The organism is Flavobacterium sp. 140616W15 (assembly GCF_003668995.1).
Classification (GTDB): Bacteria; Bacteroidota; Bacteroidia; order Flavobacteriales; family Flavobacteriaceae; genus Flavobacterium.
Genome location: NZ_CP033068.1, coordinates 23,411 through 46,851 on the forward strand (window position 1 = coordinate 23,411; position 23,441 = coordinate 46,851).

20 protein-coding genes and 3 pseudogenes are annotated in these 23,441 nt (G+C 31.3%); 11 read left to right on the plus strand and 12 right to left on the minus strand.

All coding sequences use genetic code 11. From position 1 onward, the window contains the following. Positions 1 to 7: 7 nt before the first annotated feature. The 5 genes from EAG11_RS00140 to EAG11_RS00165 form a co-directional block, all read right to left on the minus strand. Positions 8 to 1,747, minus strand: a complete 1,740-nt coding sequence (locus EAG11_RS00140; RefSeq protein WP_129537333.1) for a hypothetical protein — start codon at positions 1,745 to 1,747, stop codon at positions 8 to 10. After that, on the minus strand, positions 1,735 to 2,940 hold the full coding sequence (locus tag EAG11_RS00145) for a DUF4249 domain-containing protein (protein ID WP_129537334.1): 1,206 nt from the start codon (positions 2,938 to 2,940) through the stop codon (positions 1,735 to 1,737). The genes EAG11_RS00140 and EAG11_RS00145 overlap by 13 nt, the downstream gene beginning before the upstream one ends. 12 nt (positions 2,941 to 2,952) lie before the next feature. After that, the gene (locus tag EAG11_RS00150; RefSeq protein WP_129537335.1) at positions 2,953 to 5,739 is read right to left on the minus strand and encodes a TonB-dependent receptor; all 2,787 of its coding nucleotides are present in this window, start codon (positions 5,737 to 5,739) and stop codon (positions 2,953 to 2,955) included. Positions 5,740 to 6,673: 934 nt separating this feature from the next. Further along, on the minus strand, positions 6,674 to 7,381 hold the full coding sequence (locus EAG11_RS00160; protein WP_129537336.1) for a hypothetical protein: 708 nt from the start codon (positions 7,379 to 7,381) through the stop codon (positions 6,674 to 6,676). 14 nt (positions 7,382 to 7,395) lie between these two features. Then, positions 7,396 to 7,635, minus strand: coding sequence for a hypothetical protein (locus tag EAG11_RS00165; protein ID WP_129537337.1), 240 nt, complete (start codon positions 7,633 to 7,635; stop codon positions 7,396 to 7,398). A gap of 103 nt (positions 7,636 to 7,738) precedes the next feature. Here EAG11_RS00165 and EAG11_RS00170 point away from each other — a divergent pair, with 103 nt between their 5' ends. Next, positions 7,739 to 8,482, plus strand: coding sequence for an LA_2272 family surface repeat-containing protein (locus tag EAG11_RS00170; RefSeq protein WP_129537338.1), 744 nt, complete (start codon positions 7,739 to 7,741; stop codon positions 8,480 to 8,482). Positions 8,483 to 8,484: 2 nt separating this feature from the next. Continuing rightward, positions 8,485 to 9,102 (plus strand): hypothetical protein, encoded by a 618-nt coding sequence (locus EAG11_RS00175; RefSeq protein ID WP_129537339.1) that lies wholly within the window; start codon positions 8,485 to 8,487, stop codon positions 9,100 to 9,102. A 60-nt stretch (positions 9,103 to 9,162) separates the two neighbouring features. On the opposite strand, the gene EAG11_RS00180 is transcribed toward EAG11_RS00175, so the two are convergent. The 4 genes from EAG11_RS00180 to EAG11_RS00195 form a co-directional block, all read right to left on the minus strand. Then, positions 9,163 to 11,316 carry a polyribonucleotide nucleotidyltransferase gene (locus EAG11_RS00180; protein WP_129537340.1) on the minus strand — a complete coding sequence of 718 codons (2,154 nt, stop codon included), beginning with the start codon at positions 11,314 to 11,316 and terminating at the stop codon, positions 9,163 to 9,165. Between the two features lie 155 nt (positions 11,317 to 11,471). Continuing rightward, positions 11,472 to 11,738, minus strand: coding sequence for a 30S ribosomal protein S15 (gene rpsO, locus EAG11_RS00185; RefSeq protein WP_129537341.1), 267 nt, complete (start codon positions 11,736 to 11,738; stop codon positions 11,472 to 11,474). Positions 11,739 to 11,826: 88 nt separating this feature from the next. Further along, a complete protein-coding gene (locus tag EAG11_RS00190; RefSeq protein WP_129537342.1) occupies positions 11,827 to 12,792 on the minus strand; it encodes an energy transducer TonB in 966 nt (321 codons plus the stop codon). 40 nt (positions 12,793 to 12,832) lie between these two features. Continuing rightward, positions 12,833 to 13,288, minus strand: coding sequence for a GAF domain-containing protein (locus EAG11_RS00195; protein ID WP_129537343.1), 456 nt, complete (start codon positions 13,286 to 13,288; stop codon positions 12,833 to 12,835). 70 nt (positions 13,289 to 13,358) lie between these two features. Between EAG11_RS00195 and xrtF the strand changes: the two genes are divergently transcribed. From xrtF to EAG11_RS00235, 9 genes and pseudogenes are all read left to right on the plus strand, one after another. Further along, positions 13,359 to 13,898 (plus strand): exosortase family protein XrtF, encoded by a 540-nt coding sequence (gene xrtF, locus EAG11_RS00200; RefSeq protein ID WP_129537344.1) that lies wholly within the window; start codon positions 13,359 to 13,361, stop codon positions 13,896 to 13,898. Beyond that, positions 13,888 to 14,148, plus strand: coding sequence for an exosortase F system-associated protein (locus tag EAG11_RS22560; protein ID WP_256387078.1), 261 nt, complete (start codon positions 13,888 to 13,890; stop codon positions 14,146 to 14,148). The genes xrtF and EAG11_RS22560 overlap by 11 nt, the downstream gene beginning before the upstream one ends. A gap of 43 nt (positions 14,149 to 14,191) precedes the next feature. Then, on the plus strand, positions 14,192 to 14,329 hold the full coding sequence (locus EAG11_RS22565) for an exosortase F system-associated protein (RefSeq protein WP_256387090.1): 138 nt from the start codon (positions 14,192 to 14,194) through the stop codon (positions 14,327 to 14,329). 63 nt (positions 14,330 to 14,392) lie between these two features. Next, on the plus strand, positions 14,393 to 15,223 hold the full coding sequence (locus tag EAG11_RS00210) for an ATP cone domain-containing protein (protein WP_129537345.1): 831 nt from the start codon (positions 14,393 to 14,395) through the stop codon (positions 15,221 to 15,223). 41 nt (positions 15,224 to 15,264) lie between these two features. Next, positions 15,265 to 16,619: pseudogene (locus EAG11_RS00215) on the plus strand (MBL fold metallo-hydrolase RNA specificity domain-containing protein). A 73-nt stretch (positions 16,620 to 16,692) separates the two neighbouring features. Further along, a complete protein-coding gene (locus tag EAG11_RS00220) occupies positions 16,693 to 17,094 on the plus strand; it encodes a hypothetical protein (protein WP_129537346.1) in 402 nt (133 codons plus the stop codon). A gap of 72 nt (positions 17,095 to 17,166) precedes the next feature. Beyond that, a complete protein-coding gene (locus tag EAG11_RS00225; RefSeq protein ID WP_129537347.1) occupies positions 17,167 to 19,173 on the plus strand; it encodes a TonB-dependent siderophore receptor in 2,007 nt (668 codons plus the stop codon). 42 nt (positions 19,174 to 19,215) lie between these two features. Beyond that, positions 19,216 to 19,605 (plus strand): heavy-metal-associated domain-containing protein, encoded by a 390-nt coding sequence (locus EAG11_RS00230; protein ID WP_230604473.1) that lies wholly within the window; start codon positions 19,216 to 19,218, stop codon positions 19,603 to 19,605. A 131-nt stretch (positions 19,606 to 19,736) separates the two neighbouring features. Continuing rightward, positions 19,737 to 20,419: pseudogene (locus tag EAG11_RS00235) on the plus strand (DedA family protein). A 297-nt stretch (positions 20,420 to 20,716) separates the two neighbouring features. On the opposite strand, the pseudogene groL reads toward EAG11_RS00235, so the two are convergent. The 3 genes and pseudogenes from groL to secG all read right to left on the minus strand — a co-directional run bounded on the left by groL (position 20,717) and on the right by secG (position 23,178). After that, positions 20,717 to 22,344 (minus strand): annotated as a pseudogene (gene groL, locus EAG11_RS00240) (chaperonin GroEL). A gap of 73 nt (positions 22,345 to 22,417) precedes the next feature. Continuing rightward, positions 22,418 to 22,693, minus strand: coding sequence for a co-chaperone GroES (groES, locus tag EAG11_RS00245; RefSeq protein WP_129537348.1), 276 nt, complete (start codon positions 22,691 to 22,693; stop codon positions 22,418 to 22,420). Between the two features lie 143 nt (positions 22,694 to 22,836). Further along, positions 22,837 to 23,178, minus strand: a complete 342-nt coding sequence (secG, locus tag EAG11_RS00250; protein ID WP_129537349.1) for a preprotein translocase subunit SecG — start codon at positions 23,176 to 23,178, stop codon at positions 22,837 to 22,839. Positions 23,179 to 23,441 lie beyond the last annotated feature (263 nt).

Below are 23,441 nucleotides of genomic sequence, written 5' to 3' on the forward strand. Positions count from 1 at the left end.
AATACGGTTATAAAGAATTTTTTACTTCAATGATTTCTTTTAATGAAATTGGAGTTCCAGTTTTGGTAAAACCTTCAAGTCTTACTTCAAACGTTCCAGAAATGTCAGATGTATAAAATGAATTATTACTATCAGTATTTAGTTTCACATCAGGATTCCAAAACAATTGATTTCTGAAGTCTGGGATACGTTCGTTATCTGCTGAATCAGCATAAGTTATGTTGTTGTATGTTTTTTTGGGCTGTGGTCTCAAAACTGAGGCTTTTACAATATAACTTCCTGTTTGGTTGCTTTTGAAATCTTTATCGAATGTTGTAAAATTAATTAATCCATTAAAAGATTTTGGGCCCATATAATATCTTCCAATAACGACATCAATTTTATAAATATTTTTCATGTTGTATGTCATCAGTTCATTTTGATTCTCTAAGTATAAACCATCAACTAGAACTAAAGCAGATTCAGGTAACTGTGGGAAATAAAGTGGATCAGAAACATATAGATAGGTTTTGTCTCCTTTTTGTTTATGATATATTTCTGTAGCAATTTCAGTCATTGTTTCTTTTAGTGTTCTGAATCTAGTAAAATCATCTAATACATATTCTTTTGCAAGAGGGAAATAAAAAGGTTCTAATGTTGGCGTTTTTATTATGTTGTCTAACTTTTTATGATAATATGCATTTTCAATCTGGGCAGAAATAGATCTGTCCAAAAGACTTTCTTTTATGGAATATGATAAAGTAGCATTTGGATTAAAAGATAAATTTGAATAATCTATTTCTGGAGCATTGTTTATTTTTAGATCGTAATTACTAGCTTTATCATCAATGATCTGAATAATAACGTCTGGTGTATAATACGTTTTGTTTACATAGAAAATAAAATTACCATTAGAATCTGTTTTTACAATTTTAAATGCAAAAGATTTTCCAGGTATTGATAATCCAACTGCTATGTTATTGGTGTTGTCAGTGCTGTTTTTTGCTAAAATTTTTCCAGAAATGATTTCTCCTCTAATTTCAGGTAGGATTATTTTTTTATCTTGATTTTGTAAATCAAAAACTAGTGGGTATGATTGTTTAGAAGAAAAATCTACAGCAGAAATTTGATCGTTTGCTGGTATATTGTCAAGTTTTCGAACTGATAAAGAGTACTCACCATCTTTGAGAATGGTATTTTCAGATTCGATTTTCAAATCTACTAATTCACGATTTGTAAACGTTTTTTTATTGAATTTAAAGGCAATGTTTTCATTTGTAATACTAGTCGATGAATCTTCAGTATTATTTTTTGATGAAGCTATTAGGCTATTCTCAGTTGTTTTCTTATCTACAACTTTGTACGGATTAACAATGTTAATGTCTAATTGGAATAGCTCTGAAATAGGTTTGTTTAACATCCAATTTGTGTAGCCAATTAGTTTGTAATTTCCAGTTTTTAAAGTGGTAGGGATAAAATAATCCCCTTGTCCAGTTGCATTTTCTAATGCAATTTTTGTTTTAAAAACGGATTTCTTATCATTATCTACTAACTCAACATAAGCAATTTTGCTTATGTTGCTAGGAATCTTGTCAGTCGATTTTAGGCAGTAAATTTTATACTGTAAGGTTTCTCCAGACACAAACGATGAACCATTTGTGTGAATAAAAATGGTTTCATCTAAATTGATGATTTGTGGCGCTTGTGCTGTTATTATTTGTATTTTAATAAATACTAATAATAAAATGATTTTTTTTAATTTGTCCAAAACGAAGGTATTACGTTAGATGAAAATGATGTGCAGTCTCCACATTCTATGTTTGTGGCATAATAAAGAATCCTGTCTGTGTTGTATAAATAAGATATTTTGTTTGCACTAATACGATCTATTAAAACATCGCCTCGACAAGGGATAGGGGCGCTTATACCAAAACAAAATTTATATTCCTCGATATCGCAATCTGTGATATAAGGGGGTAATAGTTCACCAGGGAATAAATCAGAATAATTAAAAAATATCCTTTTTGAAGAAACAGATGACACTTCAAAAAAGCCGATTGCTTTTTCATCGATATTAGATGTACATTTGATATTTCCATTAATAAAACCAGGTTGTTTTGGGGACAAAATACTAGAAGAACTTGATATGTCTTTCATTGTTTTTCGAAATGTATAAGATTGTAAGTTTTGAACATACTGTCTTACAAGTATACTGTAACGATGGCTAATAATATAGTTTTGATCACTAATAAAGCGAATTTGATAATTCACACGGTCTTCTTGTAAATTTGCAGTCGATGTTAAAATAATGTCATTAGATGTTTTTGTACTATAACATATTCTAGTGTCTGTTGAATTTTTGACGACATCTATAGATTCAGGACCTGTAAGTATAAGCTTACTGCCCGTCCAACGTGGAGCAATAATCTTGTATGTTTCTTCGTATTCGTATCTGTAATATTTTGAGGTATTAGCAGGGTCGTAGCTGTGTACTTTTATTTGAACTCCTCTACCTTCTTTGCTGTCGGTTACAACAGTAGGTATTATGTTTTCAATTTCATTCTCGGTAGTTAAAACTTCATTTGAAGATTTATATTTCTTCCCGTTAGAGGTGGTAATCTCAAGTGTGTATTCTGTTTTTGGATCAGCTTTAAATTCAGTTTCAGAAATGTATTTTCCTGATTCTTCCTTGAATTGAAATGTATTTCCTTTATTGTCAAATACAGTGACATTTGCACCAGTTTCAATCTTTAATCCATCTTCTTCTAATCGTGAAGTCTTTGTGAGTTTTATTTCTTGTTTTTTTAATTCATTTGTAATAGTTGCTTCAACTACTAAAGCTTCTTCGTAAGTATCGCTTTGAAGGTTAAACGACTCTGTGCAACTACTTATAATTAAGCTTAGTAGTAGAATAAAGCATATTTTATTTTGATAGATGGTTTTCATGACTTTTGAATCCATTTAGATTGATATTTAAAATTTAAAATTATAAGTGATGCTAGGAACAGGTATTGAAAAAATCGATGATTTATACCCTTTTACTGATCCATTTTTATCAGTAACAAAATAAATAGAATAAGGATTGTTTCTGCCTAAAACGTTATAAATAGAAATATTCCAGAAGCTATGAGCTAGTTTTTTTATTTTATGGTTTCCTTCAATGTTGATTCCGATATCTAAACGGATATAATCTGGTATTCTATATGCATTTCTGTCGCTATAAAGTGTGTATTCAGCATTTCCATAGTTAAAAGTTCCAATTGGATAAGTAATTGGTCTTCCAGTTTGGTATAAGAAATTGGTTGATAAGCTATAACGTTTTGTGAATTTGTAATTTAAGATTGCGCTTAAATCATGTGGTTTGTCAAAATTTGAAGGGAAAAAGTTTCCGTTGTTTACCGTTTCAGAACTAAATTTGCTATCAAGTTTAATAAGCGATTTAGAATAAGTATAGCCAACCCATCCGTTTAATCTTCCTGTCGTTTTCTTTAGTAATAACTCTATTCCATAGGCTTTTCCTTCTCCTTGCAATAATTCAGTTTCAACTTTTTGATTTAATAAAAGCTGTGCTCCAACCTTATAATCAAGAATGTTTTTAGATGTTTTATAATACCCTTCAAGGCTTATTTCATATTCTTCATCTTTTAAAGTTTTGAAAAGACCTAAAGAAACTTGCTGTGCGCTTTGAGGTGCTACATTTGAGTCGGATAATTTCCAAGTATCAGTTGGTGATTGTGTTACATTACTAGATAAAAGATGAATATATTGCCTAGTAAAATCGTATCCAGCCTTTACTGATAAATCTTCAGTAATAAAATAACGTGCTGCTAAACGAGGTTCTAGGCCTCCGTAAGTTTTTATAACTTCGTTATTCGAATATTTTTCTGTCCCAATAAGTGTTTCATCGCTTAAAGGTAATCCAGGCTGATATTTGTTTACATCTGAGGGGCCTAGTGAAGCATAAAACGAGTATCGCAATCCTAAATCAATCAATAGTTTGTCGCTTAATTTATAGCTGTCTGCTAAATAAATTGCTGACTCTAGCGCTCTTTCTTTTGCAATTTCTATAGGTACTAGAGTTGCTTCTGGATTTGTAGGATGTTGATATCCGGGTGAAATATTGTACAGTTTACTAGCAACACCATATGATAAATTGTGCTTTTTATTAAGTTGATAGTTCATTTTTAACTGTAACTGAGATTCATTTACTTTGTAGCCAAAATCAAATGAATTGATGTTTTCTGTGTTATAGTCAATATTAAATTTGTATTCGCTATTGGTAAATATTAATGCTCCTTTACTTTTTTCGTTGAAAGTATGATCCCATTTTACCGAAGCGAGTCTGTTACTGTATTTGTAAATAGAGTCAGAGCTTAAGCTAAAACGGTCATGACTATAGTACAAAGTAGCTTCAATCGAGTTGTTTTTGTTTATGTTGTTATTGTATTTTAGAATACCATCGTAAAAACCTGCTTGGCTGTTTTTTAGATTTTCATCATCTAAAGACTTCAAAATCCAATCAGAATATGTTGCACGAACTCCAAAAATGATACTGGATTTATTTTTTTTAATTGGAGTGCTAATGGTAAGATTTGATGTGATAGGGCCTACAGCTCCTTCTCCAGAAAATTTCTCTAGATTACCATTCTTTGTTGTAATGTCAAATACAGATGACAAACGGCCTCCAAAATCAGCAGGAATACTTCCTTTGTAAATATCTGCTTTTTTTGCTGTGTAAGGATTTATCGCTGAGAAAAAGCCTAAAAAGTGTTGTGGATTATATAAGACAGCATTGTCTAAAAGAATTAAATTTTGGTCATCTTTTCCTCCTCTAACGTTAAACCCTGCAGATCCTTCTCCTGTAGTTTTAACGCCCGGAAATGTAGTTGCAACTTTTAAGATGTCTCGTTCTCCAAGAATTAAAGGAACATTTTTTATTCCTTCAATGTCAATAGAAACTAAACCAGAAACAGTTGTTTCAATTGTCTTTTTACCTTTCTTCTTAATTACGATTTCATCTAGTTGGTTTGATTTTTCATTGATATTAACATCAAATACACCATCCTCATAAACCATTAAAGTTTTTACAATTTCTTTGTGGCTTAATGATTTTATTTCAATAATATTTATCCCTCTTGGAAGTTGTAAGCTATAGTATCCGTCTGGATTGCTTGAGGTACTAATGTTTTTATTTTTTACTTTGATAAAAATATTTGCTTCAGGTTTACCAGTCTCTTCATTCTTTATAGTACCTGATACAACAAAGTTTTTTTTCGTTACCTCTTTGTTTTCCTTTCCTATAAAAACGATTGATGCTTTTTTTGTAACACTATAATTATTTAAGGTGTCATATTGTTGATAAAATACGGGATTATTGGAGTTGTTTTCACCATTGTTCCTGTCGTTAGTTACTGGAGTATCTGCAAAATAATTAGCTGGTAAATCATCGTGAATAGTATTGTTAAGTGTTAGTATCACTTTGTTTTTTATAACAATAAAATTTAACTCAGTTTTATTTAATAGTTTCTCTAATAAATCATCGATTTTTATATCGGTATACGTTCCGGTTATAAGCTTATTATTAGATCTAATCCAAGTTGGATCAAAATAAAATTTGTAAGGGGTAGATGATTCTATAGATTTTAAAGCATTTTCTAAAGTTTCGTCATTGAAATTAATAGATAGTTTTTCATTAGAATTTTGTGCTATAGATAATTGAAATGAAAATAAAATAAATAAGGCGAGTATAATTCTTTTCATTTGTCTTATATAGTTTGAATTGTAAGAGAGTTGCTAATGTATTTCATCAAGTTTCTCATGAATAGATTTGAGTTTGTTTTTTTAAGTTCTCTGTTCATTAAATAAAATTCGCTAATCTGTTTCTTTTGTTCAGGAAATAGTTTGATTAAGTCATTTTTGGATTTTATATGGTATACTGTGTTCTTGAGGTCGATGAAATAAGAAGGACTTTCTTTGTATAAATAAAATATCCCTTCGTCATTGGTAATCTTTTGTTGGTCTTTATAATGCTTAATGTAAAATGTAAAATAAGGATAATGTTTATTCTCCTCATAATACCCGTTTGATAATTTTAAATCTTTATTGTTTTGATTGTTGATATTAACAAAGTTTATATCTTTTATTGAGAATGATTTGACTTTGTTTTTGATAATGTTAATTCCTATATTTTGAGCTTGGTCGGAAGGACTTAGTATTAGAATGTCTCTAAATATGTCGTATTTTAAATTTACATTGTAATAAATTTGTCCGTCATAAGTAAGGTTACCTAATTCGTACGCGTTTATGTAATATAAATTGATGGACTCTTTAGCTGTTTTGTAAGGATTTGTGTGAGGGACACCATTGATTATGTCTAAATTTTCTTTGCCAATTGTATTGTCAAACCAGTTGTATGTATTGACGTCGTTGACTTGGCTTCTAATTATATGAATGTTTAGTATTAATCCAAATAAAATAAAGAATGATTTTTTTTATGATAATTTTTCAAAGGATTGTTTGTTTTAGCGTTTTTTTGTTGATGTTTTAGCAAATATTAAAAAAAAATATGTTAAAAAAAATATTTATTGTGAAATATATTATAGTAGCATAAAAACGAAAAAGCCCCAATTCATTTATTTGAATTGGGGCTTTTTCTATAAATAAACCTTTAGTAAGCTAAAATCTGATTACTCTTTTAAAATAGTAAATCGACTTGAGAGTTGATTTTTTCGATATAATAATCTATTTTTCGAATGGCTCGATTATAAAATAAATTTTGCTCTTTGATTCCGGAGGCACCCAAAGCCTTTGAGTTGATTATTTGTTGCTTGAAGAATTGATGTACATTTTTACAACTGTCTGTATTGTCAGTAATAAAATAACCGAGTAACGTATAAGGAACAAACATCGTTAGTTTTTCTTCTGTTTCTATGAGCATATTATTGTTTAACAATATTAACTCATTGTAGTATATGGTGAAATTAGAATTTGGTCTATTGCCTTTTTCTTGGATGGAATTGATGATCCTTTTTAAGTCTTTACAAAGTGCATTTGCATTTTTTAGGTTAAGTAAACCAGCCTCGTAAAAATATAAAATCTGTTGTAAGCTACTGTTTATTGTAGTGTCATTCCATACCTCATTTACAATAGCATTATCATAAACATTTTTCAATTTTTGCATGTATTCTGTAAAGGATTCTTCGATTACAAAATTTTCAAAAGCAACTTTTTTTTGGTCCGTATTTAAAAGATTAAGCCATACAAAAGCTTTGAATTTTGATAAAATAGTTCCATCCATAAAATAGAATAACGGAATATCTTTGGCAGAATAAAAAAGGGTCGTTTTTGGATTTTTAGTTAAAAGCTCAATTTGTTCTGAAGAAGTTTTAAAATATTGAAGCATATCTTTTAATGTCTCTATTTCAATTGTTTTCTCGACAATAACTTTTTCTTTTTTGAGAATAAATTATCTAATGAAATATTAAAATGATCTGCGAGTTTGATAGTTTCATCTATAGAAAATTTACTTTTTTCAGATATTCTCCGATGTGATGCATCGTAGCTAATTTCTAATACAGAAGCTACTTCATCTATTAAAGAAATTGATTTTGAAACTTTACTTCGAATGGCTTTTAAAAATGATTCTTGATATTTCATAATTTGCGATAATCGCAAATATAAGAAATAGTTTTATTCATTTAAGCAAATATATGTGTGATAATTGCAATAGGTTTGTCTTGTAATTTTAAAATAATGATTTATGAAAACGTCAATTTTAGTATTCCTGTTTTTAACATTTGGATTTATTCATGCTCAGGACGTAATCCAGATTCATACAGTTGATTCTGTAAAAACACATTCGCAGATTTTTAGTCTCTCGCCAATTTCTAAAAAAGTTGACCAAGTAAATGGGCTTGTGTTTGGTCTTGGACATATCAATAATAAAAATATAGAGCGTCAAACAATTAATGGTATAAATATAGAAGTAAATCCAGCACCTGTCGCTGGAGCATTATATGCTTTTATGTTGTTAATGCATATTGATGATGTAATAAAGAACAATAAAATAAAAGTTATAAAAAATTCTGATGAAGATTATAAAATTAGGAATGTAAATTATACTCCTGATTTAAAATTGAATGGTTTAAATCTTAGTTCTGGGTGCTTTTTTACCACAACAAGTATGAATGGCTTAAATATTTCGGCTGGAAACAAGTTCAACGATTTTAATGGCCTTTCAGTAACTGTTTTGGGAACAATTGCAGGTCATCAAAATGGATTTTCAATAGGTGTTTACAATGCTAATAATGATTTAATTGGTTCTACAATTGGAGTTTATAATCAATCTTATGAGTTGAAGGGATTGCATTTGGGAGTTTTTAATCAAGCACAAATTAATAAAGGATTGCAGATTGGTATTTTTAATAAATCAAATTCTACAGGTTTTCAGTTAGGACTTTGGAATGTAAATAATAAAAGGTCAATGCCTTTTTTAAATTGGTGATTATGAGAAGTTTTTTATATCTATTAATTCTTTTGTTTTCGGAATTTGCATTCTCTCAAAATGAATCTCAAGATACGTCTGATGATTATGAAAGAATTTATATTGAAGCTGGTTTTGTTCAGCCAATCGAGAAACTTTCGAGTAAGTTTGATTTATCGCCATCATTTGGTTTTTGGTTTAGAAGTAAATTGAATCGGGAAGATTTTATAGATTTTGGTTTTAATTTTTTTATACCTAAAAAAACCGTAGAGCCTAATTTTGAATATAGAGATACTATAGTTCAATATAAATCAAGTCATTTTGCAATAAATATCGGAACTCGTTTTGCAAAAGTTGTTCCTTTATCTTTGCGAAAAAAAGATTTTAATTTAGAATGGAATTCTGGAATAGGTTTGGCTTTAAATTTTTATAAAGCTCCATACGAATTAGATTTTGAAGGCGGAGAGCATACAAAAGAAGTTTTGACTACATTTTATCTATCACAAGGAATTAAGCTCAATTATAAAAATGTTGGCTTACAATGTCATTATCAATGGTCTCCTTATGGATTATTTAATGATAAGATTGAGAAGGATTTTGGATCGCAGAGTTTGATGTTCGGAATTGTTTATCGACAATAGCTAAAAACGAAAAACCCCAATTCAAATAAATGAATTGGGGTTTTTTCTATAAATAAACCTTTAGTAAACTAAGATCTGATTACTCTTTTTCTCCTCACGTGGAGGTCTTGGAAGAAGTGCTTTTCTTGACACTTTTTCTTTTCTAGTTTTAGGATCAAGTCCAAGATATTTAACTTGAAAAATATCTCCCATGTTTACTACGTCAGTAACGTTTTCAGTACGTTCCCAAGCTAGCTCAGATACGTGAAGTAAAACTTCATTTCCTGGTGCAGCAGTATATTCTACTACAGCTCCAAAATCAAGCAATTTAATTACTTTAACTTCATAAGCTTCGCCCATTTGAGGTTTGAAAGTAATAGATTGAATTTTAGCTAAAACAGCTTCAATTCCTGCAGGATCTGTACCTAATATTTCGATAACACCTTGTTCATCAACTTCATTGATTACAATAGTTGTTCCAGTAGCTTTTTGTAATTCTTGAATTACTTTTCCTCCAGGTCCAATTAATGCTCCAATAAAGTTTCCAGGGATAGTTCTAGTGATGATTTTTGGAGAGTGTGCTTTAACGTCTGCTCTAGGAGCAGCAATAGTCTCAGTTAATTTTCCTAAAATGTGTAAACGTCCTTCACGTGCTTGCCCTAAAGCTTGCTCCATGATGTCGTAACGTAAACCATCAATTTTGATATCCATTTGGCAAGCTGTGATACCGTCAGCAGTTCCAGTTACTTTAAAGTCCATATCTCCTAAGTGATCTTCATCACCTAAAATATCAGATAATACAGCAAACTTTTCACCGTCAGTAATTAATCCCATAGCAATTCCAGAAACTGGTTTTACCATTTGAACTCCAGCATCCATCAAAGCCATTGTACCAGCACAAACTGTAGCCATAGAAGAAGAACCGTTAGATTCTAAAACCTCAGATACAATACGGATAGTGTAAGGACAATCAGCAGGAATCATGTTTTTTAACGCTCTTTGAGCTAAGTTACCGTGACCAACTTCTCTTCTTGAAGTTCCTCTTAGAGGTTTTGCTTCACCAGTAGAGAAAGGAGGGAAGTTATAGTGTAAGTAGAATTTCTCTTCACCTTGTTCAGATGGAGAATCAATTTGGTTAGCTTCTCTAGATGTTCCTAAAGTTACTGTAGCCAATGCTTGAGTTTCTCCACGTGTAAATAAAGAAGAACCGTGAACTCTTGGTAAATAATCAGTTTCGCACCAGATTGGTCTGATGTCTGTTGTTTTTCTACCATCTAAACGAACACCTAATTCTAATACTACATTACGAACAGCTTCTTTGTTTGTTTTGTAGAAATATTTAGAAACTAAATCTCCATCAGCAGCTAATTCTTCTTCAGTAAATAAAGCTTTTACTTCTTCTTTTACTTCGGCAAATGCAGCAGTTCTTTCGTGTTTAGCTGAACCAACTTTTGCAATAGCATATATTTTATCGTAAGCAGCAGCTTTTACTTTTTTGTAAATTTCTTCGTTTTCTTTCTCACCTTCGTAAGTACGAATTTCTTTTTTACCAAAAGCAGCTTGCAAACGCAATTGAGCCTGAATTTGAACTTTAATAGCTTCGTGAGCAAATTTGATAGCTTCTACCATTTCAGCTTCTGAAATTTCTTTCATTTCTCCTTCAACCATTGCAACTGAATCCATAGAAGCTCCAATCATCATGTCGATGTCAGATTTTGCTAAGTCTTCTCTACTTGGGTTGATTACAAATTTTCCATCGATACGTGCTACACGTACTTCAGAAATTAAGTTGTAAAAAGGAATGTCTGAAACTGCTAATGCTGCAGATGCAGCTAAACCAGCTAATGCATCAGGCATTACTTCTTCGTCATGAGACATTAATTGAATCATAACTTGCGTTTCAGCATGGTAATCATCTGGGAAAAGCGGACGTAAAACACGGTCTACTAATCTCATTGTTAATACTTCGCTATCGCTAGGACGAGCTTCTCTCTTGAAGAAACCTCCTGGAAAACGACCAGCTGCCGCAAATTTTTCGCGATAATCTACCGTTAATGGTAAGAAATCAACATTTGGGTTAGCGGTACGAGCTGAAACTGCTGTTGCAAGTATCATCGTGTCGCCCATTCTTACTACTACAGAACCATCAGCTTGTTTAGCTAAACGTCCTGTCTCGATTGTGATGCTTCTGCCATCACCTAAATCGATTTTTTCTACAAATAATTGTGGAATCATAAATTTTTTCCTTATTGATTATACAATGGGTTTTAGTTGTGTTGTAGTTGTTGTTGTGCGTAGTTAATGCCTAAAACCCAATGAAAAACCAAACTTTTTTCTTTGTTTGTTTAAAAAACAAAAAGAGGCACTCTCGCACCTCTTTTTTATATTGATTATTTTCTGATATTCAATACTTTGATAATCTCACGATATCTGTTGATTTCTTTTTTCTTCAAGTAATCTAACAATGATCTTCTTTTTCCTACTAGTAGTACTAATGAACGTTCTGTGTTATAATCGTGACGATTTTTTTTCAAGTGCTCAGTTAAGTGTGAAATTCTGTAAGTGAACAATGCAATTTGAGCTTCTGCTTTTCCAGTGTTTGTTGCTTCACCGTGTTTTGCGAAAATCTCTTCTTTAATTTCTTTAGTTAAATACATTCCAATATTATTTAATGATTTTTATGTATGTCATACATCTCTTGTAAGACGGGTGCAAAAATAGTATTTTTTTCTCTAAAAATAAATTTTATTGAGTCTTTTTTGCAATTGTTATGGGTAATGAGTAAATAAACCTTGTCGGAATGCCTCTTTCTAATCCTGGGTTCCATTTTTTACACCCTTTAATTACGCTAATTGCGCTCTCGTCTAATCCGTAACCAATCCCTTTTACTATTTTTGGTTCAATTAGATTTCCTTCCTTATCCACAACAAAAGTCATGTGTATTTTTCCAAAAACTTTATTTCTAACGTCTATCGGAATAAACATTTCTCGTGCTATATATCTATAAAATGTCTCTATTCCGTTTTTAGGACTTGGTTTTTCAGATACAACTTTGTAAGGGTGTTCAATGTTTAAGGAATCGATGCTTATGCCAGAGATTAATTTGCCGTTTTTATAGCTCTCGGTAAAAGTATAATTAGCTTTTAGGTTTTTCCCTTTCCAGATACCGTCAGGAAAGCCATTCTTTATTTTACCACTTCCTTCATAGTTTTCGTCTTCTACTTTACAGTCACCATTTCCTGATATTACTTTTTGCTCGTTTTGCTTGTTCCAATAATTATTAACTTTAAAAATAACCTCTCTGTTTTTGTCTTTAAAATATTCAAGCTCCGATTTTAAATAGCCATTGTCGTACCAGTTAAATTCTTTGCCGTCCTTTTTTGTATCGATATAACTAACTGCTGACTTTTTTTTACCGTTTTCATGGTAGTAAACAAATTGTCCGTCTCTTCTTAAAAAATCTCTATCTTTTGATGTTCCAATCATTTTGAGAGTCTTAGACTTGTAGTAATCTTTAAAAACATAAGATGTTCTGTTTTGATAATATCCCTCGACAATCCTAATGTATTTATAGTTTTCTGCTGTGGTTTCTGTATATGTAGAATCCATGTAAATCATTTTGTTAAGGTCTAAGGAGCCTTGTGAGAATAATTTTGTCGTTACTAATAGAAAAAAGGCAATTGTAAAATAAGAAGGAAAGCTAAATTTCATGTTTTTACATTTTTAAAACTGAAGAGATGTAATTGTGTTTCTAATACAGTTTGGCAACTTCTTGATTAACAAATTCTAAAAACTTTTCATCAGCTTCAGTAAATGGGTCAAGTACGTGACTATCAATATCAATTTGACCAATATTTACTCCGTCAACAAATAAAGGAACAACAATTTCTGATTTTACAGTAAAGCTACAAGCAATATAATTATCCTGAGCAGCTACATCTGGGACTACAAAGTTTTCGTTAGAAACGGCAACTTGTCCGCAAATTCCTTTGCCAAAAGGAATAACAGTATGATCCGTTTCAGCTCCTACATAAGGGCCTAAATGCAATGTTTTGTTTTCATGATTAGCAAAATAAAAGCCAACCCAGTTGTAGTAATCTATATTGTCACTTAATAATTGACAAATGTTTAATAGTTTCTCATCTCTTGAGTGATTTGTGTCTGCTACAATCGCAGTTATTTTTGGTTGTAATTCTTGAAATGTCATCTTATTTTGTTTTTATACAAAAGTATTTAAAGCCAAATCAAAAAATACATAAATTTGTTAAAAATTTGTCTTGAAAAAATATTTAATTGAGTATAAGCCCTTTCTTCTTTTTATAGGTGCATTTTTTGCAACTTATATTATATTGACATTGGTTTATCAATTTTATTTGAGCAGTTTTGGAACTACAGGTAAGTTAGACGGAATAACAAATTTAGTTGCGTATCATACGGAGCAATTATTGCGATTGTTTAAAGATGATGTTGAATTCGTGAAAATCCCTTCAGAGCCGTATGTAAGGATATTGTATAATCAAAAAACAGTTGCTTCAATTGTGGAAGGTTGTAATGCAATTAGTGTTATTATTTTATTTGTATCTTTTATAGTTGCCTTTTCAGGGAAATTAAAACCAACGTTACTTTATATTTTAGGAGGTTGTCTTTTTATTTATGTCCTTAATATTTTTAGAATAGCATCATTGTGCACATTGTTATATTATTTTCCAGAGAAATCACATATTTTGCATGGGGTTCTTTTTCCATTGGTGATTTATGGATTGGTTTTTATTCTGTGGATTATTTGGGTAAGTAAATTTTCTAAATATGCTAAATAATATTCTTGAAAATAAGTTGAGAATTTTTCTCCTAATTGTTTTTGTGCTTCTTTTAGTAGGTGTAAGGGCTTTTGAAAGTCAGTTGTTTTATGATCCTTTTCTAGTTTATTTTGAAAGAGATTATGAAGTGCTTCCTTTGCCTGAATTTGATTCGCTTCGTTTATTTTTCGGATTGCTGTTTCGATACACATTAAATACGATTCTATCATTGGGAATTATTTATGTGCTTTTGAAGAAATTGAAATGGTGAAATTCGCTTCGATTTTATATGTTGTTTTTTTCTGGTTTTAATCATTACTTTTTCTGGTGTTGTTTATTTCTACGCTAATCATAATAATTTGATGCTTTTTTATGTGCGTCGATTTTTAATCCAACCTATTTTTATACTGTTGTTCATTCCGGGATTTTATTATCAAAAGCTAAGTAAATAGCTCTTTTTTTTCGTATCTTTATTAGTCGGTTTGTTTTGTTTTAATGATCAAGTTAAGGAACAGATGAAAGTTGTAAAAAAATCAGGAGATTTTGTTGTTTTTGACAGGAAGAAATTAGAGAAGTCTCTGTTGAATTCGGGTGCAAACCAATTAATTGTTCAAGAAGTTCTACAAACAATAGAAAAAGAAATTTACGAAGGTATTTCTACCAAGAGAATTTATAAGATGGCTTTTAATCTGCTACGAAAAAAATCTCATTCTCATGCTGCACGTTATAACTTAAAAGAAGCCATTCAGTTATTAGGACCTGCAGGTTTTTACTTCGAAAAATATATCGCTAGACTTTTCTCCATTGAAAATTATGAAACGAGAACTAATTTAACGCTACAAGGAAAGTGTGTTTCGCACGAAGTAGATGTTTTGGTAAAGAAAAATAATGTCATTGGAATGATTGAGTGTAAATTTCATATGGGAAAAGAAGCATCTACAGATGTAAAAGTACCGATGTATATTTTGTCTAGATTTAATGATCTTAAAGAAAGAAAACATCTTGTTTTTGCAGAGAAAGATGCTATTTCAGAATGCTGGATAGTTACCAATAATAGATTTACATTAGATGCAATGACTTTTGGAACATGTTCTGGATTGAATTTATTAAGTTGGGATTATCCTGCAAATAATAATTTGAGAACAAAAAATGAGAATAATAATTTATATCCTATAACTTGTTTGACCACACTGACACTTGCCGAAAAAGATAAGTTATTGGCTTTGGATGTGATTTTAGTAAGAGAGTTGTTAAATAATCGCTATTGCTTAGAAGAAATAGGATTGAGTTCTCAAAGAATAAAAGGTATTATAAAAGAAGCATCGGAGTTGTGTAGGTATTCTTAAAAGTATAGTTTTTTATTTTATGTAATTTAAATTTGAATCAAATGAAAGTTAAATTCATTGGTGGTGCGGGAACTGTTACGGGCTCTAAAACATTAATTGAGAGTAATGGTGTTAGGATTTTAATTGATTGCGGACAGTTTCAAGGGATAAAACCTTTACGAGAACTTAATTGGGAGCCTTTGTCGGTTGAGCCTTCAACTATAGATTTTGTATTACTTACCCATGGGCACTTAGATCATTGTGGTTTGTTACCAAGATTGGTGTATCAGGGGTTTAAAGGAAAGATATATTGTTCAGGTCCAACAAAAGAAATAGCTAAACTTATTCTTTTAGACAGTGCAAAGATTCAGGAAGAAGAGGCAAATAAGGCCAACGAAGAGCAATATTCAAGTCATGAAATTGCAGAACCGCTTTATACGGTAGATCAGGCTAAGAAAGTTTTTCCACTTTTTAGAGTAGTCAAAATTAATGAACCCTTTCTTCTAGAAACAGATATTTCAGCAGTTTTTTCTACTGCAGGACATATTATGGGAGCGTGTAGTATTGCGTTGACAGTTGAGAAAAAAACGTTAGTTTTTTCAGGAGATATTGGTCGAGATGATGATGTATTATTGTTTCCTCCTGAAAAACCCCAAAAAGGAGATTATATATTTTTAGAAAGCACATACGGAAACCGATTGCATCCTGATACAGATCCAAAAGAAGAGCTTGAGAAGCATATTAATACTACTTTCCAGAAAAAAGGAACGGTAATTATCCCCAGTTTTGCTGTAGAACGAGCACAGAGTATTATGTTCTTATTATGGCAACTAAAGAAGGAAAATCGGATTCCGAATATCCCATATATTATAGATACCCCCATGGGAATTAGTGCTCTGGAAATATTTATTAATAATAAAGAATGGCATAAACTTACGATGGAGGAATGCATAGGAATGTCTAAAATGTTTTCTTTAGTCTCGGATTATCAGGAAACAATGGATGTTATTTATAACAAAAGTCCAAAAGTTATTATTGCGGCGAGCGGAATGGCTACAGGAGGAAGAGTTTTGAATTATTTTGAGCATTATATAGGAATGCGAGAAACTACAGTAATTATTGTAGGTTACCAAGCTGAAGGGACTCGTGGTAGGAAATTATTAGAAGGTGCGGATGAGATTAAAATACGTGGAAAATATTTTCCAGTTAAAGCAAAAATTTTAGAAATAGGAGGGCTTTCGGCTCATGGAGATCAGGATGATTTACTTGCATGGCTTTCTGTATTAGATAATAAACCTAAAAAAGTTTTTTGGTTCATGGAGAAAATGTTCCAGCAGATGCTCTTCGTATAAAAATTAAAGAGAAATATGGTTTCAATTGTGTTATTCCTTTGATGGGGCAGGAGTTTGAATTATAAAAAAAGTAATTTTTAATTTTTTAACAAGAATTTCATTTGTGTAATTGATTATAATGCTAATTTTACAAACGATATGAATATAAAAAGATGTACTAGTTTGTTTTTAGCATTTCTACTATTGGTCTCCAATGTAGGATTAGCTTTTGATGTACATTATTGTGGAGGTAAGCTAGCCTCGATTTCATTGAATAAAACTTTAGAAGCACCTCCAGTTAAGAAATGTTGTGAGATTGCTACCAAAAAGAAAGCATCATGCTGTAAGGATAAAGTAGTTCATTTTGAGAAAAAATCAGATACAGCTACTATTAAAACATTTTTATTTCAGCTTGATTTCCCTTTTACCTTTCAAGAATTTAAAGCAGTTGTTTTTTTATTTATTCCAAAATTTAAGAGCAAACAGTTAAACACTTATTATAGCGATGCTCATGCACCTCCGCTATTTAAGCTCTATCAACAATATATATTTTACGCCTGATTTTAATGTTTTTTAAAGTCAAACCATTTGTTATGGTTTGAATCTATTTATTTAAATATTAAAATTATACTCATGAAAAAAAATATAGCATTTTTCGCTATGCTTTTACTTTGTATTCCTGCTCTTGCTCAAGAGAATTTGGACGAAGTAAAAATTGTAAAGAAGCAAAAAGGAATTAAAAAATCATATACTCTTACAGGAAATACGTCACTTATAACAAGTAAAGAATTGCTTAAAGCTGCTTGTTGTAATCTGGCCGAAAGTTTCGAAACAAATCCATCTATTGATGTAAGCTTTTCGGATGCGTTAACTGGAACAAAACAAATTAAAATGCTGGGGCTTACGAGTCCGTATTTGATGATTACCGAAGAAAATGTTCCTTCTGTTCGAGGGGCTTCTCAAGCCTATGGATTATCATTTACCCCTGGAACTTGGGTTGAAAGTATCCAGATTACCAAAGGTGCAGGTAGTGTTGTAAATGGGTATGAAAGTATCTCGGGACAAATAAATACTGAGTTGTTAAAACCAATGAATGATATCCCATTTTTCTTAAATGCATATGGTTCTACTGATTCTCGTTTCGAATTAAACACTCATTTTACTAAGCAGCTTTCTGATAAATGGGCAACAAGTTTATTAGTTCATGGTAATGCACGAGTTGCAAAAACAGATATGAACGATGATGGGTTTTTGGATAATCCATTAGGGAAACAAATCAATATTTTGAACCGTTATCAATATACGAATGCTGAGAAAGGCTGGGTTGGTTTTGTTAATCTTAGATACATGAATGATAAAAAGCAAACTGGCGAGCTAGATTTTGATAAGGATCGTGATAAAGGGACAACGAATTATTGGGGGTCAGAAATTAACACGGAACGAATTGATGTAGCTACTAAAATTGGTTATGTTTTTCCAGATATGCCTTATCAGAGTATTGGTTTTCAGAATGCGTTTAATAGTCACAATCAGAGATCTTATTTTGGTTTAAATCAATATGATATCAAACAGAATAGTTACTATTCTAATTTGATTTTTAATTCAATTATTGATAACACTAAGAATAAATTTGCTGCAGGGTTAAATTTTACATACGATCAATATCAGGAGTTTGTAAATGTAAATGATTATAGCCGAATCGATAATTCTGTTGGAGCTTTCTTTGAATATACATATGATAACACGGATAATTTTAGTGTTATTTTAGGAGGGAGAATTGATAATCATAATCGTTTAGGGACTTTTGTAACTCCACGTTTACATGTACGATATAATCCTTGGGAGAAAGCAGTTTTGAGATTTTCAGCAGGAAGAGGGAAGCGTTCTGCTAATGTTTTTGCTGAAAATCAACAATTGTTTGCTAGTTCAAGAGTGTTTTCTATTTTGGATAATAACGGAAAAATTTATGGAATGAATCCGGAAATTGCTTGGAATTACGGATTGAGTTTTTCGCAAAAGTTTTCTCTTTTTAATAAGCATGCCGAAGTGGTTTTTGATTTATACAGAACTGATTTCCAGAATCAGGTTGTTGTAGATGTAATGCAAAGCCCGCAAGAAGTTCTGTTTTATAATTTAAATGGGAAATCATATGCTAATAGTTTACAAGTTGAATTTAACTATGAATTACTAAAGAATTTTAATTTCCGTTCAGCTTATAAATATTATGATATTCGAACCGATTATTTATCTGGAAATTTTGAAAGACCATTACAAGCAAAACATCGTTTTTTTGGTAATCTAGAATACGAAACTAATCTTGTTGATGGAAAACAATGGAAAATAGATTATACTTTTAATTGGATTGGAGAGCAACAATTGCCAAATACAGCTTCAAATCCAGAGAAAGATAGATTGCCTGAGTTTTCACCTTCGTATTCTTTAATGAATGCACAAGTAACAAGAGTCTTCTCTGATGTTTTTGAAGTGTATGTAGGAGGGGAGAATATTGGGAATTACCGACAAAACAAAGCGATTTTAGGTAGTGACAATCCGTTTGGACCAAATTTTGACGCATCGATTGTATATGCTCCAGTTTTTGGACAAATGTATTACGCGGGATTACGTTTTAAAATAAAATAAAAAAACTTAAATAAATTTAATAAACCTTTAAAATAAAGCAAAATGAAACCGAAGACTCACGAATTCCAAAAAAAGAATAGAAAAATGATGAATAAGAATGTAATAATAGTTCTACTGCTTACTTTTTTCTCATTTGCTGCTCAGGCACAAGATAAAAAGAATAAAAATGCAAAGTATGATACAGAGGTAAATGGTAATTGCGAGGATTGTAAAAAACGAATAGAAAAAGCAGCTTTTAGTGTTTCGGGAGTGAAATCGGCAACATGGGATATTGGTACGCATAAACTAAATTTAATCCTGAATGAAGAGAAAACTTCTCTTGTAGATGTAAAAAATGCTATTGCTAAAGTAGGTCATGATACTGATGCTGCGAAGACTACACAAGATGTTTATGATGGACTTCCTGCGTGCTGTCAATATGAAAGAAAATAATATTGATGCTTAACTGAGGGTTGGGGCTTTTTTTAGCGTTAATAAAACTTTAAAATATCCCAATTTATTGTGGTTAAACTAATTTATTATTACTTTCACCAACTTATAAATTTAACGAATAAATCGCTTATATGAATAATTTTGATTGGACTCAATTAATTAATCCAGAGTTTTATATTACCCTTACCTTAGGTGGAGTTCAAATTGGTTTATACATTGTTATATTTATAGTTTTTGCCGAAACAGGACTTTTTGCAGGTTTCTTTTTACCTGGTGATAGCTTACTTTTTTAGCTGGAATTTATAGCCGTGAATTAATTCAGAACATGGTTTATATAGAAAATGATTTTATAAATGTTTTTCTTCTTTCTTTAATGGTAGCTATTTCAGGAATTTTAGGTAATATGACTGGATATTGGTTTGGAGCCAAAAGCGGTTATTATTTATTTAAAAAAGAAGATACTTTTTGGTTTAAGAAGAAATACTTATTGCAGTCAAAAGATTTCTTTGAAAAATATGGAGGTAAAGCTATAATCTATGCACGTTTTTTACCAATTTTTAGAACATTTGCACCTATAGTTGCAGGAATTGTGTCTATGGATAAAAAGAAATTTATGTTTTATAATATATTAAGTTCATTTTTATGGGCTTTTATCTTAATCTTTTCAGGACATTACCTCTATGGGATATTTTTGAAACAAGGAGTTGATTTGAAGCAACATATCGAATACATTATTATAATTATTGTTATCATAACGACTTTTCCAGTTTTAATGAAGTTACTAAAGAAAAGACCGGCAGATAAAATAGAGTAGTAGATGTTTAAATAAAAAATCCGAAGTTATACACTTCGGATTTTTTATTTCTATATTTTGTCAGGGACAATTGGGTTGTTCATTATATGGTAATCTGTTTGATTGCTACTTAGATTATCTTTCTTGACAGTATAAAAGAGATTGCATTACAACAGGCTATTTAGTTGTGTTTTGAGCTAAATAGTTGTTTTTAAAATATAGAAATAAAAGGGAAATAGATTTTCAAATCAAAGCAAAAAAAATCCGAAGCTATGAAAAACTTCGGATTTTATTTTTAGACTTAAGTCTGGAATAGTATTACATCATTCCTGGCATACCTCCACCCATTGGGTTTCCGCCTGCATTGTCTTCTTTAATATCAATCAAAGCACATTCAGTAGTTAAGATCATACCTGCTACAGAAGCGGCATTTTCTAAAGCTACACGAGTTACTTTTTTAGGATCGATAATACCTGCTTTAAGCATATCTACATACTCGTCAGTTTTTGCATTGTATCCAAAATCACCAGTACCTTCAGCAACTTTAGCAACAACAACAGAACCTTCAAGACCAGCGTTTTCAACGATAGTTCTTAATGGAGCTTCTACTGCGCGAGATACGATTTGAATTCCAGTTGCTTCATCAGCATTGTCAGCTTTTATTTCGCTTAAAGCGTTTTTAGCTCTTAACAATGCAACTCCACCACCTGCAACAATTCCTTCTTCAACTGCAGCACGAGTAGCATGTAATGCATCATCAACTCTGTCTTTTTCTCTTTCATTTCTACTTCAGATGCAGCACCAACATAAAGTACAGCAACACCACCAGCTAATTTAGCCAAACGTTCCTGTAATTTTTCTTTGTCATAATCAGAAGTTGTAGCTTCCATTTGACCTTTAATTTGGTTTACACGATTTTTAATCATGTCTGCTTCACCAGCGCCACTTACAATTGTAGTGTTGTCTTTATCGATAGTTACTTTTTTAGAAGTACCTAACATTTCGATTGTAGTGTTTTCTAATGTATAACCTCTTTCTTCAGAGATTACGGTTCCACCAGTTAAGATAGCAATATCTTCAAGCATTGCTTTTCTTCTATCACCAAAACCTGGTGCTTTTACAGCAGCAATTTTTAATGCTCCACGTAATTTATTTACTACTAGAGTTGATAAAGCTTCTCCATCAACATCTTCAGCAATAATTAATAATGGTTTTCCTGATTGAGCTACTGGCTCTAGAACTGGTAAAAGTTCTTTTAAAGAAGAAACTTTTTTGTCATACAAAAGGATGTATGGGCTCTCTAATTCTACTTCCATTTTTTCAGGATTTGTAACGAAATATGGAGATAAGTATCCTCTGTCAAACTGCATTCCTTCAACAACATCTACGAATGTATCTGTTCCTTTTGCTTCTTCAACAGTAATAACACCTTCTTTTCCAACTTTTGCGAAAGCAGTAGCGATTAATTCACCAATTACTTCGTCGTTATTTGCAGAGATAGATGCAATTTGTTTTATTTTTTCTGAATCACTTCCAACAACTTTAGCTTGTTTAGCTAAGTCTGCAACGATAGTTTCAACAGCTTTATCAATTCCACGTTTTAAATCCATTGGATTAGCTCCTGCAGCTACGTTTTTCAAACCTTCTTTTACGATTGCTTGTGCTAAAACCGTAGCAGTTGTAGTACCGTCTCCAGCTAAATCATTAGTTTTTGAAGCTACTTCTTTAACCATTTGAGCTCCCATATTTTCTAATGGGTCTTTTAATTCGATTTCTTTTGCAACTGTAACACCATCTTTAGTTACGTTTGGTCCACCAAAAGATTTTCCAATGATTACGTTACGTCCTTTTGGTCCTAAAGTTACTTTTACTGCATTTGCCAATGCATCAACACCACGCTTTAATCCGTCACGTGCTTCAATATCAAATTTTATATCTTTTGCCATTTCTTTTAATTTAGTTTAAGGTTTGAGTTGTTTCAGGTTTTACCTGATACTTAATTCTAGAGACTTATGCTTTTTAGATTATCGCTAAGATATCGTCCTCACGCATAATCAAATAATCAGTTCCTTCATGTTTTAATTCAGTCCCTGCATATTTACCATAAAGTACTGTATCTCCAATTTTAACAGTCATAGTATGGTCTTTAGTACCATTTCCTACAGCTACAACAGTCCCTTTTTGCGGTTTTTCTTTGGCAGTATCTGGAATAAAAATCCCTGACGCAGTTTTAGTCTCTGCTGCAACTGGCTCAATAAGTACGCGATCTGAAAGCGGTTTAATGTTTAAAGTCATGATTTTATAATTATGTTATGTTTATAATTTTTGTTTGTTTATAAACTTTCAGAAACTGTGCCACCTTGAATAAACTGACATTATTTCTTATAAAAAATGCCAGCTTTGACAGGCTGGCATTTTTGTATTCTATAAAGAATGTATTATTTTGCTGGGTTAGTCGCAGCAGGTGTTTCTTGAACTGGAGCAGCAGGCGTTGTGCTTGGAGCTGTAGTAGCAGATTTCTCGATAAGTTTAGATTCTACATCACTTAAAGATCCTGTGAAACTTAAACTAGAAAGCAAGATTAATGCAATTAAGATTGTTGCTAATGTCCAAGTACTTTTGTCTAAAAAGTCAGTTGTTTTTTGTACACCACCTAACATTTGAGATCCACTAATTGTTGAAGATAATCCTCCACCTTTAGGGTTTTGAACCATGATTACTACGATCAATAGAAAACAAACTATTGTGATTAAAACTAAAAAAATTGAAAATGTGCTCATTGTTTAATTATTATTGTTATTTTGTTGTAATGTCTTAATATCCGATATACGGTCTGCAAAGAAACTAATTTTTTCTGGATATTTCAAAATTAATATTTCATATGCTTGTATTGCTTTAGTGTATTTTTTTGTTCTAAATATACCTTAGCCAAAGTCTCAGTCATTAAGTAAGAATTGTCATCTCTATTGATGTCTATCTGAATGTTAGCAGCAACTGTTGTAGTAGATTTTACAGGAGAAATTTTTGGACTAGTTTCGATGAA